Origin of the sequence: Streptomyces sp. NPDC091682, assembly GCF_044756625.1 — a bacterium.
Taxonomy (GTDB): Bacteria; Actinomycetota; Actinomycetes; order Streptomycetales; family Streptomycetaceae; genus Streptomyces.
Window position 1 is genome coordinate 191,353 of record NZ_JBIVTH010000007.1, and the last position, 14,340, is coordinate 205,692.

The 14,340-nt window shown below is 72.8% G+C and carries 13 protein-coding genes and 1 pseudogene; 12 read left to right on the forward strand and 2 right to left on the reverse strand.

Going from position 1 to position 14,340, the window contains the following annotated elements; all coding sequences use genetic code 11:
- Positions 1 to 38: 38 nt before the first annotated feature.
- The 8 genes from ACIQK6_RS18215 to ACIQK6_RS18250 all read left to right on the forward strand — a co-directional run bounded on the left by ACIQK6_RS18215 (position 39) and on the right by ACIQK6_RS18250 (position 7,459).
- Positions 39 to 398 (forward strand): histidine triad nucleotide-binding protein, encoded by a 360-nt coding sequence (locus ACIQK6_RS18215; protein WP_329102160.1) that lies wholly within the window; start codon positions 39 to 41, stop codon positions 396 to 398.
- A gap of 3 nt (positions 399 to 401) precedes the next feature.
- Entirely contained in the window at positions 402 to 1,307 is a 906-nt protein-coding gene (locus ACIQK6_RS18220; protein WP_402695084.1) for a ribonuclease Z, read from the forward strand.
- Between the two features lie 222 nt (positions 1,308 to 1,529).
- Entirely contained in the window at positions 1,530 to 2,624 is a 1,095-nt protein-coding gene (locus ACIQK6_RS18225) for a carbohydrate kinase family protein (RefSeq protein ID WP_402695085.1), read from the forward strand.
- Positions 2,625 to 2,748: 124 nt separating this feature from the next.
- Entirely contained in the window at positions 2,749 to 4,863 is a 2,115-nt protein-coding gene (locus tag ACIQK6_RS18230) for a PhoH family protein (RefSeq protein ID WP_402695086.1), read from the forward strand.
- 13 nt (positions 4,864 to 4,876) lie between these two features.
- Positions 4,877 to 5,374, forward strand: a complete 498-nt coding sequence (ybeY, locus tag ACIQK6_RS18235; protein WP_266596591.1) for an rRNA maturation RNase YbeY — start codon at positions 4,877 to 4,879, stop codon at positions 5,372 to 5,374.
- On the forward strand, positions 5,371 to 6,675 hold the full coding sequence (locus ACIQK6_RS18240) for a hemolysin family protein (RefSeq protein WP_402695087.1): 1,305 nt from the start codon (positions 5,371 to 5,373) through the stop codon (positions 6,673 to 6,675). Before ybeY ends, ACIQK6_RS18240 begins: the two co-directional genes overlap by 4 nt.
- Positions 6,672 to 7,034 (forward strand): MmcQ/YjbR family DNA-binding protein, encoded by a 363-nt coding sequence (locus ACIQK6_RS18245; RefSeq protein ID WP_329102168.1) that lies wholly within the window; start codon positions 6,672 to 6,674, stop codon positions 7,032 to 7,034. The genes ACIQK6_RS18240 and ACIQK6_RS18245 overlap by 4 nt, the downstream gene beginning before the upstream one ends.
- A gap of 68 nt (positions 7,035 to 7,102) precedes the next feature.
- Complete coding sequence (locus ACIQK6_RS18250) at positions 7,103 to 7,459, forward strand: cytidine deaminase (RefSeq protein ID WP_329102170.1); 357 nt, start codon at positions 7,103 to 7,105, stop codon at positions 7,457 to 7,459.
- 205 nt (positions 7,460 to 7,664) lie between these two features.
- Here ACIQK6_RS18250 and ACIQK6_RS18255 read toward each other — a convergent pair whose 3' ends face one another.
- Entirely contained in the window at positions 7,665 to 8,993 is a 1,329-nt protein-coding gene (locus ACIQK6_RS18255; protein WP_329102172.1) for an MFS transporter, read from the reverse strand.
- 71 nt (positions 8,994 to 9,064) lie between these two features.
- Here ACIQK6_RS18255 and ACIQK6_RS18260 point away from each other — a divergent pair, with 71 nt between their 5' ends.
- The 4 genes and pseudogenes from ACIQK6_RS18260 to era all read left to right on the forward strand — a co-directional run bounded on the left by ACIQK6_RS18260 (position 9,065) and on the right by era (position 13,536).
- A complete protein-coding gene (locus ACIQK6_RS18260; RefSeq protein ID WP_329102173.1) occupies positions 9,065 to 10,120 on the forward strand; it encodes a helix-turn-helix domain-containing protein in 1,056 nt (351 codons plus the stop codon).
- 117 nt (positions 10,121 to 10,237) lie between these two features.
- The gene (locus ACIQK6_RS18265; protein ID WP_402695141.1) at positions 10,238 to 11,536 is read left to right on the forward strand and encodes a beta-xylosidase; all 1,299 of its coding nucleotides are present in this window, start codon (positions 10,238 to 10,240) and stop codon (positions 11,534 to 11,536) included.
- Positions 11,537 to 11,778: 242 nt separating this feature from the next.
- A pseudogene (locus tag ACIQK6_RS18270) lies at positions 11,779 to 12,090 on the forward strand (WxL protein peptidoglycan domain-containing protein); the annotation flags it as partial.
- Positions 12,091 to 12,585: 495 nt separating this feature from the next.
- Positions 12,586 to 13,536 carry a GTPase Era gene (era, locus tag ACIQK6_RS18275; protein ID WP_030384631.1) on the forward strand — a complete coding sequence of 317 codons (951 nt, stop codon included), beginning with the start codon at positions 12,586 to 12,588 and terminating at the stop codon, positions 13,534 to 13,536.
- 107 nt (positions 13,537 to 13,643) lie between these two features.
- On the opposite strand, the gene ACIQK6_RS18280 is transcribed toward era, so the two are convergent.
- Positions 13,644 to 14,315, reverse strand: a complete 672-nt coding sequence (locus ACIQK6_RS18280) for an SAM-dependent methyltransferase (protein WP_402695088.1) — start codon at positions 14,313 to 14,315, stop codon at positions 13,644 to 13,646.
- Positions 14,316 to 14,340 lie beyond the last annotated feature (25 nt).

Below are 14,340 nucleotides of genomic sequence, written 5' to 3' on the forward strand. Positions count from 1 at the left end.
CGATGCCCGGACCGATCACCGTCACGGGAGGCGAAGCAATGGCCGGGGAACCGCAGGCCGACTGCCTGTTCTGCAAGATCGTCGCGGGGCAGATCCCCGCGACCGTGGTACGGGAGACCGAGACCACGGTCGCCTTCCGGGACATCAACCCGCAGGCGCCCACGCACGTGCTCGTCATCCCCAAGGTGCACTACGCCGATGCGGCCTCCCTCGTGGCGGCCGAGCCGGGCGTCGCCGCCGACATACTGCGCGAGGCCGGCCAGGTCGCCCTCGACGAGAAGATCGTCGAACACGGCTACCGGGTCGTGTTCAACACCGGCTCCGGCGCCGGGCAGACCGTCTTCCACGCCCACGCGCACGTCCTCGGCGGCCGCGGCCTCCAGTGGCCCCCCGGATAGCACGTGTCCGTACGAGAGTTCGTGGTGCTGGGCACGGCCAGCCAGGTGCCCACCCGCCACCGCAACCACAACGGCTACCTGCTGCGCTGGGACGGCGAGGGCATCCTCTTCGACCCGGGCGAGGGAACCCAGCGCCAGATGCTGCGCGCCGGGGTGGCCGCGCACGACATCAACCGGATCTGCATCACCCACTTCCACGGTGACCACAGCCTCGGCCTCGCCGGGGTGATCCAGCGGATCAACCTCGACCAGGTCCCGCACCCCGTCACCGCGCACTACCCGGCCTCGGGGCAGAAGTTCTTCGACCGGCTGCGGTACGCCACCGCCTACCGGGAGACCGTCCCGCTCCGCGAGGAGCCGGTGGCGGCGGACGGCGTGCTCGCGCAGGGGCCCTCGTACGTCCTGGAGGCCCGACTGCTCTCGCACCCGGTCGAGTCCTTCGGCTACCGGATCACCGAGCCCGACGGGCGACGCATGGTGCCCGAGCTGCTCGCGCGCCACGGGATCATGGGGCCGGACGTGGGCCGGATCCAGCGCGAGGGGCGGCTCGGCGAGGTCACCCTGGACGAGGTCAGCGAACCCCGGCCCGGGCAGCGGTTCGCGTTCGTCATGGACACCCGGCTCTGCCCGGGCGTGGACGCGCTGGCCGAGGGCTGCGACATGCTGGTGATCGAGTCGACCTTCCTCGACGAGGACGAACGGCTGGCCACCGACCACGGGCACCTGACCGCCGGCCAGGCGGCGCGGGTGGCGCGGGACGCCGGCGTGCGGCACCTGGTGCTGACGCACTTCTCGCAGCGCTACACCGACCCGGCCGAGTTCGAGCGCCAGGCCCGCGCGGCCGGCTTCGAGGGCGAGCTCACCGTGGCCGCGGACCTGGTGCGGGTGCCCCTGCCCAAGCGGGGCTGACCGCGGGCCCGGGCACGCACCCCGGCCCGGCCGCGCCGGCCGGCCCGGGGCGTGCTCGCCGAGCGGCCCGAGCGGCCCGAGCGGCCCGAGCGACCGGGGGCCTTCCATGGGTGATCTGCGCCACACTGGGTTTTGGTCCTGTCCGGGGTGGGCAGGGCTGGCAGCTTTCCATGGGAAGCGTCATGCAGGAACGGGCCTTCGAGGAACAACGGGGAGATCGCCGTGACCGGTCGGGACTACGAAATCCGCGCAGCAGCAGTGGACCCGCTCGGTCCGCTGCGTGACCCCCGGGAACCCGGCTGTGACGTCTTCCTGACCGGAACGGTCTTCCTCGACATCATCTTCACCGGCCTCGACTCGGCCCCCGTGCGCGGTACGGAGTCCTGGGCGCGCGGCATGGGCTCCAGCCCCGGCGGCGTCGCCAACATGGCCACCGCCCTGGCCCGGCTCGGCCTGCGCACCTCGCTGGCCGCCGCATTCGGGGACGACCACTACGGCGAGTACTGCTGGGACGCCCTCGAACAGGGCGAGGGAATCGATCTGTCCATGTCGCACACCATCCCCGGCTGGCACAGCCCCGTCACCGTTTCGATGGCCTACGAGGGTGAGCGCACGATGGTCTCGCACGGCCACGAGGCTCCGCCGCCGGCCGGCCCCGGGCCCTTCCCGCAGTGCCCGCCACGGGCCCGCGCGGCCGTGGCGGCCCTGGGACCCGGCCGCGGCGAGGAGTGGATCGGCGAGGCCGCCCGGCGCGGCTCGCGGATCTTCGCGGACGTGGGATGGGACGAGAGCGGCCGGTGGGACCTGGGCGCCCTGGCCGACCTGGAGCACTGCGAGGCCTTCCTGCCGAACGCGGGCGAGGCGATGCGCTACACGCGGACCGACTGTCCGAGAGCCGCGGCCCGGGCGCTGGCGGAGAAGGTGCCGATCGCGGTGGTGACCATGGGCGCGGAGGGCTCGTACGCGGTGGACGGGCGCACCGGGGAGACCGCGCACGTCCCCGGGATCACGGTGGACGAGCTGGACCCGACGGGGGCGGGAGACGTCTACGTGGCGGGCTTCGTGACCGGCACCCTGGCGGGCTGGCCGCTCGCGGACCGCCTCGCCTTCGCCGGGCTGACGGCGGCCCTGTCGGTGCAGGAGTTCGGCGGCTCCCTGTCGGCCCCCGGCTGGCCGGAGGTGGCCCACTGGTGGCGGGACGCCCCGCAGGAGCTGCGCGGCCGGTACGGCTTCCTGGACGATCTGGTCCCGCCGGGCGGGACTCCGGCGGCCCGGCGCAGGGCGGTACCGACGATCGGCTTCCGGCACTCGCTCTAGCGGTGCGACCGGGCGGTAAAACCTCTCGGGGAAGCCGCGGCGGAGACGTACGCTTGGTACTCCGGAGGTCGTCGATCGGCGCGGCCCCTCAGCGGGAGGTATGCGCAGGCCACAGTGCCGGCCCATGACTCAGACACCGACAGCCCACATCCCCGCGCCGGGGCAGGCGCGAGCCCACTTCACCGTTCCGGCCACGCACCCGATGGTGACCGTGCTCGGCTCGGGTGACGCCCTGTTGCGCGTGATCGAGAAGGCCTTCCCGAAGGCCGACATCCATGTTCGGGGCAATCAGGTCAGCGCGATCGGTGCAGCGGCGGAAGTCGCGCTGATCCAGCGACTTTTCGACGAGATGATGCTGGTGCTCCGCACCGGGCAGCCGATGACGGAGGACGCAGTGGAACGCTCGATCGCCATGCTCAAGGCGAGCGGCAACGGCAATGGCGACGGGCCGGCCGAGACGCCCGCGGAAGTGCTCACCCAGAACATCCTCTCCAGCCGCGGCCGCACCATCCGACCCAAGACCCTCAACCAGAAGCGGTACGTCGACGCGATCGACAAGAACACGATCGTCTTCGGCATCGGCCCCGCCGGTACCGGCAAGACCTACCTCGCCATGGCCAAGGCCGTGCAGGCCCTGCAGTCCAAGCAGGTCAGCCGGATCATCCTGACCCGACCCGCCGTCGAGGCGGGGGAGCGGCTCGGCTTCCTGCCGGGCACCCTCTTCGACAAGATCGACCCCTACCTGCGCCCGCTCTACGACGCGCTGCACGACATGATCGACCCCGACTCGATCCCGCGGCTGATGGCGGCGGGCACGATCGAGGTGGCGCCCCTGGCGTACATGAGGGGGCGTGCGATGCCCGTCTTCACGAAGGTGCTGACGCCGGACGGCTGGCGCCCCATCGGCGATCTCCAGGTGGGCGACCTCGTCGTCGGGTCGAACGGTGAGCCGACCCCGGTCCTCGGCGTGTACCCGCAGGGCGAGAAGGACATCTACCGCCTCACTGCCCAGGACGGCGCCTGGACCCTTTGCTGCGATGAGCACCTGTGGACCGTCAGGACGCGCGACGACAAGCGCCGTGACAAGCCGTGGCGGGTCATGGAGACCAAGGAGATGATCGGCAACCTCCGTGCGGGGCACGCCCGCCGATACGAACTGCCGATGCTCACCGCTCCCGTGGCCTTCCCCGAGCGCGAGATCCCCATGGACCCGTACGCGCTCGGTCTGCTGCTCGGCGACGGCTGCCTCACCGGCTCCACCACACCGTCCTTCTCCACGGTGGACGAGGAGCTCGTCCGCGCCCTGGAGGCAGCGCTTCCCGGAGTGGCCGTACGCCACAAGGGCGGCCCCGACTACGTCCTGAACAGGGTGAAGTCGCCCGGTGACATGATCACTCTGGAAAACCCGGTCACTCGGGTGATGCGCGAACTGGATCTGCTCGGCAGCCGTTCGCACTCCAAGTTCGTGCCGGACGACTACCTGTTCAACACGGCGGAGGTCCGCCTCGCGGTACTCCAGGGCCTGCTCGACTCCGACGGCGGACCGGTCACCCAGCGGGACCGTACCTGCCGGGTCCAGTACTCCACTGCCTCGATCGTCCTGCGGGACGACGTGATCGCACTCGTCCAGTCGCTCGGCGGCGTGGCCTACACCCGACGACGCAGGGCGGCGGACCGGGTGCAGGGCACTGCCATTGGCGCGCACCGGCACGACGCGCACGTCGTCGACATCCGACTCCCCGAGGACATCGAGCCCTTCCGCCTTGCCCGCAAGCGGGACGCGTACCATGCGGCCGGCGGCGGTGGGCGTCCGATGCGCTTCATCGACTCCATCGAGCCCGCGGGACGGGAGGAGGCGGTGTGCATCCAGGTAGCCGCCGAGGACTCGCTGTACGTGACGCAGGACTACCTGCTGACGCACAACACGCTCAACGAGGCGTTCGTCGTCCTCGACGAGGCGCAGAACACCACCGCCGAGCAGATGAAGATGTTCCTGACCCGGCTCGGTTTCGACTCGAAGATCGTCGTCACCGGTGACATCACCCAGATCGACCTGCCGGGCGGCGCCAAGAGCGGTCTGCGGGAGGTCCAGAAGATCCTGGAAGGGGTGCCCGACATCCACTTCTCGCGGCTCACGTCCGAGGATGTCGTCCGGCACAAGCTGGTCGGCCGTATCGTCGACGCGTACGAGAAGTACGACGACGGCCAGCCGGCCTCCAACGGCCACCAGCGGAAGTAGAACCCAGCGCACCATGTCGATCGACGTCAACAACGAGTCCGGAACCGAGGTCGACGAGCAGGCGATCCTCGACATCGCCCGCTACGCGCTCACCCGGATGCGGATCCACCCGCTCTCCGAGCTCTCCGTCATCGTCATCGACGAGGACGCCATGGAGCAGCTCCACATCCAGTGGATGGATCTGCCCGGTCCGACCGACGTCATGTCCTTCCCGATGGACGAGCTCCGTCCGCCGACCAAGGACGACGAGGAACCCCCGCAGGGGCTCCTCGGTGACATCGTGCTCTGCCCCGAGGTCGCCAAGCGGCAGGGCGAGGAAGCCCCGACGCAGCACTCCATGGACGAGGAGCTCCAGCTCCTGACCGTCCACGGAGTGCTGCACCTGCTCGGCTACGACCACGAGGAGCCGGACGAGAAGGCCGAGATGTTCGGCCTCCAGGCAGCGATCGTCGACGGCTGGCGCGGCGAGCGCGGCATCACCGGTCCGTCCCCGGCTCCGACCGTCTCGTGAACGCCCCCCAGCTGATCACCGGGGCGGTGCTGCTGGTGGTGGTGGCCTGGTTCGCGGCCTGCGCCGAGTCCGGCATCGCCCGCATCTCCAGCTTCCGGGCCGAGCAGGCCGTACGGGAGGGCCGGCGCGGGAGCGAGAAGCTCGCCCAGGTCGCCGGCGACCCCACCCGCTACCTCAACGTGGCCCTGCTCGTCCGGGTCACGTGCGAGATGGCGGCCGGGGTGCTCGTCACCTACGTCTGCCTCGACGAGTTCGGCGAGAACTGGACCGCGCTGCTCGTGGCCATCGCCGTCATGGTGCTCGTCTCCTTCGTCGCCGTGGGCGTTTCCCCGCGCACGATCGGCCGCCAGCACCCGCTGAACACGGCGACCGCGGCCGCGTACGTCCTCGTGCCGCTGGCCCGGATCATGGGGCCGATCCCGCAGCTGCTGATCCTCATCGGCAACGCGCTCACGCCCGGGAAGGGCTTCCGCAAGGGGCCCTTCGCCTCCGAGGCCGAGCTGCGCGCGATGGTGGACCTCGCGGAGAAGGAATCGCTGATCGAGGACGACGAGCGCCGCATGGTGCACCAGGTCTTCGAGCTCGGCGACACGCTGGTGCGCGAGGTGATGGTGCCGCGCACCGACCTCGTCTGCATCGAGCGGTACAAGACGGTCCGTCAGGCGACCACGCTCGCGCTGCGGTCCGGTTTCTCCCGCATCCCGGTGACCGGGGACAACGAGGACGACATAGTCGGGATCGTCTACCTGAAGGACCTCGTCCGCAAGACGCACATCAGCCGGGAGGCCGAGGCCGACCTGGTATCGACCGCGATGCGGGCGGCCGTCTTCGTACCGGACACCAAGAACGCGGGCGATCTGCTGCGCGAGATGCAGCAGGTGCGCAACCACGTGGCCGTCGTCATCGACGAGTACGGCGGCACGGCCGGCATCGTCACCATCGAGGACATCCTCGAAGAGATCGTCGGAGAGATCACCGACGAGTACGACCGGGAGCTCCCGCCGGTCGAGGACCTCGGCGAGGACCGCTACCGGGTCACCGCGCGCCTGGACATCACCGACCTCGGTGAGCTGTTCAAGGTCGAGGCCTTCGACGACGAGGACGTGGAGACGGTCGGCGGACTGCTGGCGAAGGCGCTCGGGCGGGTGCCGATCGCGGGCGCCTCCTCGGTGGTGGAACTGCCCGACGGGCGTCCGCTGCGGCTGACCGCCGAATCCCCGGCGGGCCGGCGGAACAAGATCGTGACGGTCCTGGTCGAACCGGTGGCCGCGGCGGAGTCCGCGGGGGAGGAGGGGGAATGACCCCGGAGCAACTGCGCGCGTTCTGCCTGGGCTTCAACGCGGCGGTGGAGGAGTTCCCCTTCACCCCGGAGACCTCGGTGTTCAAGGTGCTGGGCAAGGTGTTCGCGCTGTCGGCGCTGGACGCGGCGCCGCTCAAGGTCAACCTCAAGTGCGATCCGGAGCTGGCGGTGCGGCTGCGCGAGGAGCACGAGGCGATCGTGCCGGGCTACCACATGAACAAGCGGCACTGGAACACGGTGACCGTGGGCGGGCCGGGCGGCCTGCCGGAGCGGCTGGTGCGGGAGTTGGTGGAGGACTCGTACGACCTGGTGGTCGCGGGTCTGCCGAGGGCGGAGCGGCTGCGGCTGGACCGGCCGTAGCGCTGGCCCCCGCCCCGGCGGCGGGGTGGTCGTGCGGGGGCGCGGGGCGCCTCCCTATGCTTTCGCCCATGACCGACAGCACCGGGATCGACCCCGAGGACAGCAAGATCATCACGCTGGCGCGCAGCGCCCGGGCCCGCAACGCGGTGCCCGAGGGGGCGGCGGTGCGGGACGAGACGGGCCGCACGTACGTCGCCGGGACGGTGGAGCTCGACTCCCTCAAGCTGAGCGCACTGCAGACCGCGGTCGCGATGGCGGTGGCGAGCGGTGCGCGGTCCCTGGAGGCCGCGGCCGTCGTCAGCACGGCCGACACTCCGGCCGAGGCCGACCGCGCGGCCGTCCGCGACCTCGGCGGCCCGGACACCCCGGTCCTGCTGGCGGCCCCGGACGGCACCCTGAAGTCCACCACCCCGGCCGGCCCCTAGCCTCCCGGCGGGGCGGCCGACGAACCCTCCGCACCCCTGCCGGCCCATCCCGGCCGCCGGGCCGTTCGCCCCTGGCCGGGCATCTCCAGCCCCGCCGGCGTTTGAGCAGGGTGGGCACCTCCCAGCGGTAGCTGGGGGAGGGTCCGGGCGGAGCCCGGTGCCCGGCGGGGCCGGGTTTCCTGGGGCTCCGCCCAGACCCCGCGCCTCAAACGCCGGCGGGGCTGGATTCGGCGGGGGCCGTCGGGGGCCTGCGGCGGAGGGTCATCGACATCAGGGCGGCCATCGCGCACAGCGCGCCCGAGGCGTACCAGACGGTGTCGTACGAGCCGGTGAGGTCGCGGGTCAGGCCGCCCAGGAAGGCCACCGCGGCCGCGCCGATCTGGTGCGAGGCCAGGACCCAGCCGAAGACGATCGCGCCGTCGTCCCCGTAGTGCTCGCGGCACAGGGCGATCGTGGGCGGAACGGTCGCGACCCAGTCCAGGCCGTAGAAGACGATGAAGAACAGCAGCGGCGGCCGCACCGACGGTGCCAGCAGCATCGGCAGGAAGAGCAGCGAGATCCCGCGCAGGGCGTAGTAGACGGCCAGCAGCCGCCGCGAGTCGAAGCGGTCCGTGAACCAACCCGAGGCCACCGTGCCGATCACGTCGAACACGCCGACCACCGCCAGCAGCCCCGCCGCAGCCGTCACCGGCATGCCGTGGTCGTGGGCGGCGGGCACGAAGTGGGTCTTGACCAGGCCGTTGGTCGAGGCCCCGCAGATCGCGAAGGTGCCCGCCAGTAGCCAGAACGGGCCGGTGCGGGCCGCGTCGAAGAGCACCCGCAGCGCGCGCCGGGCAGCTCCCGGGACCGGTGCCGGCTTCTGCACGTACGTGCCGCCGTACGGCGCGAGTCCCACGTCCGCCGGGTGGTCGCGCATCAGCAGCCACGCGAAGGGGGCGACGGCCAGGGCTGCCAGGGAGACCGTCACCGTCGCCGGGCGCCAGCCGTGCTGGTCGACCAGCCAGGCCAGCAGCGGCAGGAAGACCAGCTGGCCGGAGGCCCCGGCCGCGGTCAGGATGCCGGTGACCAGGCCGCGCCGGGCGGTGAACCAGCGGCCCGTCACCGTCGCCGCGAAGGCCAGGGCCATGGAGCCGCTGCCCAACCCCACGAGGACGCCCCAGAACAGCACGAGCTGCCAGGGCTCGGTCATCCACACCGTGGCCAGCGAGCCCGAGGCGATGACGAGCAGGGCCAGGGCCACGACCCGCCGGATGCCGAAACGGTCCATCAGGGCCGCGGCGAAGGGGGCGGTGAGCCCGTACAGCGCGAGGTTGACGGAGACGGCGAGGCCGATGGTCCCGCGCGACCAGTCGAACTCGGCGTGCAGCGGCTCGATGAGCAGTCCGGGCAGGGAGGCGAAGCCGGCCGCGCCGATGATCGTCACGAAGGCGACGGCGGCGACGAACCAGGCGCGGTGGACGCGGGCGGGCCGCTGCGGGGAGCGGCGGTCCGCGGGGGCGGGGGCGGAGGCGGGGGCGGGGGCTGTCTGGGGCACGTCGACAGCATTCGGCCATCTGGGGATCGCCTGAAAGTGGCTTGACTGTCATGCTTCGCTACGATCGGGCCATGGAGCCGGAGAAGTCGGAGAAGTCGGAGAAGATGGCGCACCGGGTGGTCGTCCTCGCCCTCACCGGGCTGCTGCCCTTCGAGCTCGGCATCCCGCACAGGATCTTCGGGCGCGCCAAGAGTTCGGCCGGGCAGCCGCTGTACGAGATCCTCACCTGCGGGCTCGCCCCGGGGCCGGTGCGCACGGACGCAGACTTCGCGATCCACGTCGAGCACGGCCCGGAACTGCTGGCCACCGCCGACACGGTGGTGGTGCCGGCCTCGTACGAGCTGGGCCCGGTGCACGAGGAGGGCCGGCTGACCGACGAGCTCGCGGCGGCGCTGGCGCACATCCGGCCCGGCACCCGGCTCGTCTCCATCTGCACGGGCGGGTACGTGCTGGCCGCGGCCGGGTTCCTCGACGGGCGTCCCGCCACCACCCACTGGGCCTGCGCCGAGCACTTCCAGCGGCTCTTCCCGGCCGTCCGGGTCGACCCGGACGTGCTCTACACCGACGACGGGGACGTGCTGACCTCGGCCGGAGTCGCCGCCGGTGTCGACCTGTGCCTGCACATCGTGCGCCGCGACCACGGCGCGGCCGTCGCCAACGAGGTGGCCCGGCGGACCGTCGTGCCGCCCCACCGGGAGGGCGGGCAGGCGCAGTTCATCGCGCGCCCGATGCCGGAGCCGCAGCTCGCCACCACCACGGCGGCCCGGGCCTGGGTGCTGGACCGGCTGCACGAACCGCTCCGACTGACGGACCTGGCCCGCCAGGAGGCCATGTCGGTACGGACCTTCACGCGCCGGTTCCGCGAGGAGTCGGGCGTCAGCCCCGGCCAGTGGATCGTCGGCCGGCGGGTGGAACGGGCCCGGCAGCTGCTGGAGCAGACGGAGCTGCCGATGGAGCACGTGGCGCGGGACAGCGGCTTCGGTACGGCCCAGTCGCTGCGCAAGCACGTGCAGGCGGCGCTGGGGGTGAGCCCGACGGCCTACCGCCGCACCTTCCGCGCGGCCGGTGGGACGGGCAACCTGCCATCTCCTGATGGGCCATCAGTTATTGCCGGGCCCGCGCATTGACTTCTCCCGCCCCCCGCTCGTGAATGGCCCCCTGCGCCGGGCTCGGGCGCGCGGGACCTTAAGGGGCGGGCAGTGCGAATCGGGGCGCGGAAGCGGAGATGGCCGGCGGCCGTGGGCATGGCCGTGCTGGTGGCCACGACCGGGGGCGCGCTCGGCGCACCCGCCGCGGCCGAGGGGGAGACGCCTCCGGGCCAGGTGGACTTCCCGACCCACTGCCCGGCGCCCCAGGAGGCCGGGCTCCCGTCCGCGGACGGGCCGACCACCGCGCGGATCACCGTCGACGATCCGGCCCCGCAGGTCGGTGACACCGTCACCGTGACCTACCAGGTGGTCCGGACCCCCGCCGTCAACCCGGTCGGCGGCGAGCTCCCCGCCGACGTGTTGACCCCGACCGGCCGGATCCTGCTGGCGGGCGCCCAGAGCGGCGAGGTCACCGTGGTCGGGGCCAAGCGGAACGACCCCGTTCCGGCGGGCGCGGCCCTCCCTGCCGTCACGATGACCGGCACGTTCACCGTCACCGCGCCCGGCGAGACCACGCTCGCCCCGGGCGGCTACACGCTGCACACCAGCCACTTGCTTGACCTCGACACCACCTGCACCGCTGATGCAGCGTCCGCCGCCCCCGTCTCCGCCCGCCTGGCCGCGACCGGACTGCCGACGGCCAACCTGCGCAGCGTCTTCCTCGGCGCGGCCCGGGGCGGGCCGGGCGCCAAGGTCAAGGTCACCGCCGCCGGCTTTCCGCCGGGCGCGGCCGTTACGGTGGCCGGCCGGGCAGGCGCCGCCGAGACCGCCGACCGGGTGAGCGCCACCGCCGACGAGCTGGGTACGGCCCTGGTCGAGCTGCCGGTCACGGACAAGGCCACCACGGCGGTGATCGCCTACGAGGGCGCTGCCTGGTCGGCGCGCCAGGGCTCGGGCCCGGCCGCGTACACGGTCATCGACGCGGCTCCGGCGCCGCCCTCCGCCACCACGCAGAAGGTCATGGCCACCGTCGAGCCGGGAGTCCTGGGCATGACCCAGGCCGGCGAGGACATCACCCTGGGCGCCGTCCCGTACGGCGACGGTGGCGCCGCCCCCGGCCGGATCGGGACGGTGACCGTCACCGACGCCCGCGGCGGCCCGGCCGGCTGGACCCTGATCGGCAAGGTCACCGACTTCACCGGACCCGGCGGGATCCGCATCCCGGGCGCCTCCCTGTCCTGGACCCCGAGGTGCGCGGCGGCCGGGGGGAGCCGCAGCGTCTGTACGCCGGGCAGCGCGGGCGTGGTCGGGGCCGACGGGGCGGTGCTCGCCTCCACCCCCGACGCACCGCTGGTCGGCGGCACCTTCACGATCGATGCCACGGTCACCCTCACGGTGCCGCCGTACACCCCGCCGGGTGCGTACACGGCGGTCCTGACGCTGACCCTGTCGTGACGCGGCGCCTCACCCTTCCCCAGCTACCGCTGGGAGGCGCCCCCTGGCGGGGCTTCAAGATCGGGGCTCCGCCGCGGACCCCGCGCCTCAAACGCCGACGAGGCTGGATTTTCCGGAGCCCGGTTTCGGGAAGGGGCGGGGCGGGGGACGGGCTCCGCGCAGCGGCAGCCCTGCTCGTCGCCGCCGGGCTCGTCCTCCTGCTCGCCGCGCCGGCCGAGTCCGCGGACGACGGGCAGTGGTCCGTGTCGCCCGTCGCGAACACCGTCGGGCAGCGGCCCTCCTTCTACCTCGCCGCCGCGCCCGGCCAGTCCGTCGAGGACGCCGTTACCCTCACCAACCGCACCGACCGGCCCCGCACCTTCCGGCTGTACGCCGCCGATGCCTACAACACCGCCCGCGACGGCGGCTTCGCCCTGCGCGGCCCCGACGAGCCGCGGCTGGCCACCGCCGCGTGGGCGAGGCTCGATCGGGAGCGGGTCACCGTAGCGGCCCGCTCGTCGGTCGCCGTCCGCTTCACCCTCACCGTCCCCGACCGGGCGGAACCGGGGGACCACCCCGGCGCCGTCGTGGCCCTGGAGGAACGGCCGGCCGCCGAGGCCGACACCGGCCGGGGGATCGGCGTGCAGCAGGCCGTCGCCGACCGGCTGTACCTGCGGGTGACCGGCCCCACCGCCCCCGACCTCACCGTCCTGGGGGTCACCGTGAACCGGCGCGGCTCCGCCGCGGACGTCGCGTACACGCTCCGCAACACCGGCAACGTCACCCTCCGCCCCCGGGCCGCCCTCACCGCCACCGGAGCCCTCGGCCGCCCGCTCCTCGCCCGCGCGCTCGGCGGGCTGCCCGCCGAACTGCTGCCGGGTCAGGAAGTACGGCTCAGCGCCCGTTGGGAGGGCGCGCCGAGAGCGGAATGGGCCGAGGTCACGGTGCGCGCCCGGGCCGACGGAACCACAGCTCAGGGCCGTGCGGACCTGGTCCGGCGGCCCTCGCCGATGGCCGTGCCGGCTCTTGCCGCAGTGATCTGGTCGGCGCTGGGAGCCGCATCGGGGAGAATGGCCCGTATGAGCGATCGTTCCCCCGAGTCCACCGCCCCGCACCGTGCGGGGTTCGCCTGCTTCGTCGGCCGCCCCAACGCGGGGAAGTCGACCCTCACCAACGCACTCGTGGGCACCAAGGTCGCGATCACCTCCAACCGGCCGCAGACCACCCGCCACACCGTTCGCGGCATCGTGCACCGCCCCGACGCGCAGCTCGTCCTCGTGGACACGCCCGGCCTGCACAAGCCGCGCACCCTGCTCGGCGAGCGCCTCAACGACGTCGTACGGACCACCTGGGCCGAGGTCGACGTCATCGGTTTCTGCCTGCCGGCCGACCAGAAGCTCGGCCCCGGCGACAAGTTCATCGCCAAGGAGCTGGCGGGGATCAAGAAGACCCCCAAGATCGCCATCATCACCAAGACCGACCTGGTCGAGTCCAAGCAGCTGGCCGAGCAGCTCCTCGCCGTGCACCAGCTCGGCGCCGAGCTCGGCTTCGAGTGGGCCGAGATCGTTCCCGTCTCGGCCGTCGGCGACACCCAGGTCCAGCTGCTGGCCGACCTGATCGCGCCGCTGCTGCCGGAGAGCCCGCCGCTGTACCCGGAGGGCGACCTCACCGACGAGCCCGAGATGGTCATGGTCGCGGAGCTGATCCGCGAGGCCGCACTGGAGGGCGTACGGGACGAGCTCCCGCACTCCATCGCCGTGGTCGTCGAAGAGATGATCCCGCGCGAGAACCGTCCGGCGGACCGGCCGCTGCTCGACATCCACGCCAACGTCTACATCGAGCGGCCGAGCCAGAAGGGCATCATCATCGGCCCGAAGGGCTCCCGCCTGAAGGAGGTCGGGATGAAGTCGCGCAAGCACATCGAGGCGCTGCTCGGCACCCCGGTCTTCCTCGACCTGCACGTGAAGGTCGCCAAGGACTGGCAGCGGGACCCCAAGCAGCTGCGCAAGCTCGGTTTCTGAGGCGCGGACCGCGCACCCGGCGACGACGAACGGACGCGACCCCCGCACCGGGGCCGCGTCCGTTCGCCGTTCAGCCCGTCGTTCCGTCCTACCGTCGTTCCGTCACGCTATGCGGGCCGGCGCACCCGGACCACGTTGTCCGTACGGGTCCCGGGCGTTCCGTCGGGCTGGTTCTGGATCCGCTCGGTCTCCTCGGCCCGCAGCACCTCCCAGCCCGCCGTGACCGGCTCCAGCTGCGCGAGGACCTCCTCGGGCGTGGGGAAGTGCGCCTCCTCCCGCTCCTTCTGCCACGGCGCCCAGCCCGCGTGGCCGACCACCAGCAGGGTGCCGCCGGGGGCCACGGCCGCGGCGGCCGTGCGCAGGACCGCGTCACGGGGGAAGTCCCCGTAGTTGTGCAGGAAGCACGCGGAGACGAGGTCGAACTCCCCCTGCGGGAAGGACTCCGTCAGGTCGTGCCGTGCGAAGGAGACGCGGTCGCTGACCCCGGCCTCCGCCGCGTGCTCGGTCGCCCGGCCGAGGGCGACCCCGGAGATGTCGGTCCCGGTGACCGTCCATCCGCGGCGGGCCAGCCAGACGGCGTCGGCGCCCTCCCCGCACCCCAGGTCCAGGGCCCGGCCCGGGGCGAGGGCGGACACCTCGTGCACCAGCATGGCGTTGGCCTCGCCGCTCCAGATGCGGTGGCCCTCCCCGTACCGGCCGTCCCAGAACTCCTCGCCCGCCACCGCTCCGGGCTCGGGGTGGTGGTGGGCGTGCGTGTGGGTGTGCGCGTGCTCGGTCATGGCTTCCTCTTCCCGTCCGGGTGCC

Bases quoted from the DNA above. Each gene is read 5' to 3' on its own strand.
- ACIQK6_RS18215 (WP_329102160.1), top strand. From the start codon at position 39: ATGGCCGGGGAACCGCAGGCCGACTGCCTGTTCTGCAAGATCGTCGCG.
- ACIQK6_RS18230 (WP_402695086.1), top strand. From the start codon at position 2,749: ATGACTCAGACACCGACAGCCCACATCCCCGCGCCGGGGCAGGCGCGA.
- ybeY (WP_266596591.1), top strand. From the start codon at position 4,877: ATGTCGATCGACGTCAACAACGAGTCCGGAACCGAGGTCGACGAGCAG.
- ACIQK6_RS18245 (WP_329102168.1), top strand. From the start codon at position 6,672: ATGACCCCGGAGCAACTGCGCGCGTTCTGCCTGGGCTTCAACGCGGCG.
- ACIQK6_RS18250 (WP_329102170.1), top strand. From the start codon at position 7,103: ATGACCGACAGCACCGGGATCGACCCCGAGGACAGCAAGATCATCACG.
- ACIQK6_RS18260 (WP_329102173.1), top strand. From the start codon at position 9,065: ATGGAGCCGGAGAAGTCGGAGAAGTCGGAGAAGATGGCGCACCGGGTG.
- ACIQK6_RS18265 (WP_402695141.1), top strand. From the start codon at position 10,238: ATGGCCGTGCTGGTGGCCACGACCGGGGGCGCGCTCGGCGCACCCGCC.
- era (WP_030384631.1), top strand. From the start codon at position 12,586: ATGGCCCGTATGAGCGATCGTTCCCCCGAGTCCACCGCCCCGCACCGT.
- ACIQK6_RS18280 (WP_402695088.1), bottom strand. From the start codon at position 14,315: ATGACCGAGCACGCGCACACCCACACGCACGCCCACCACCACCCCGAG.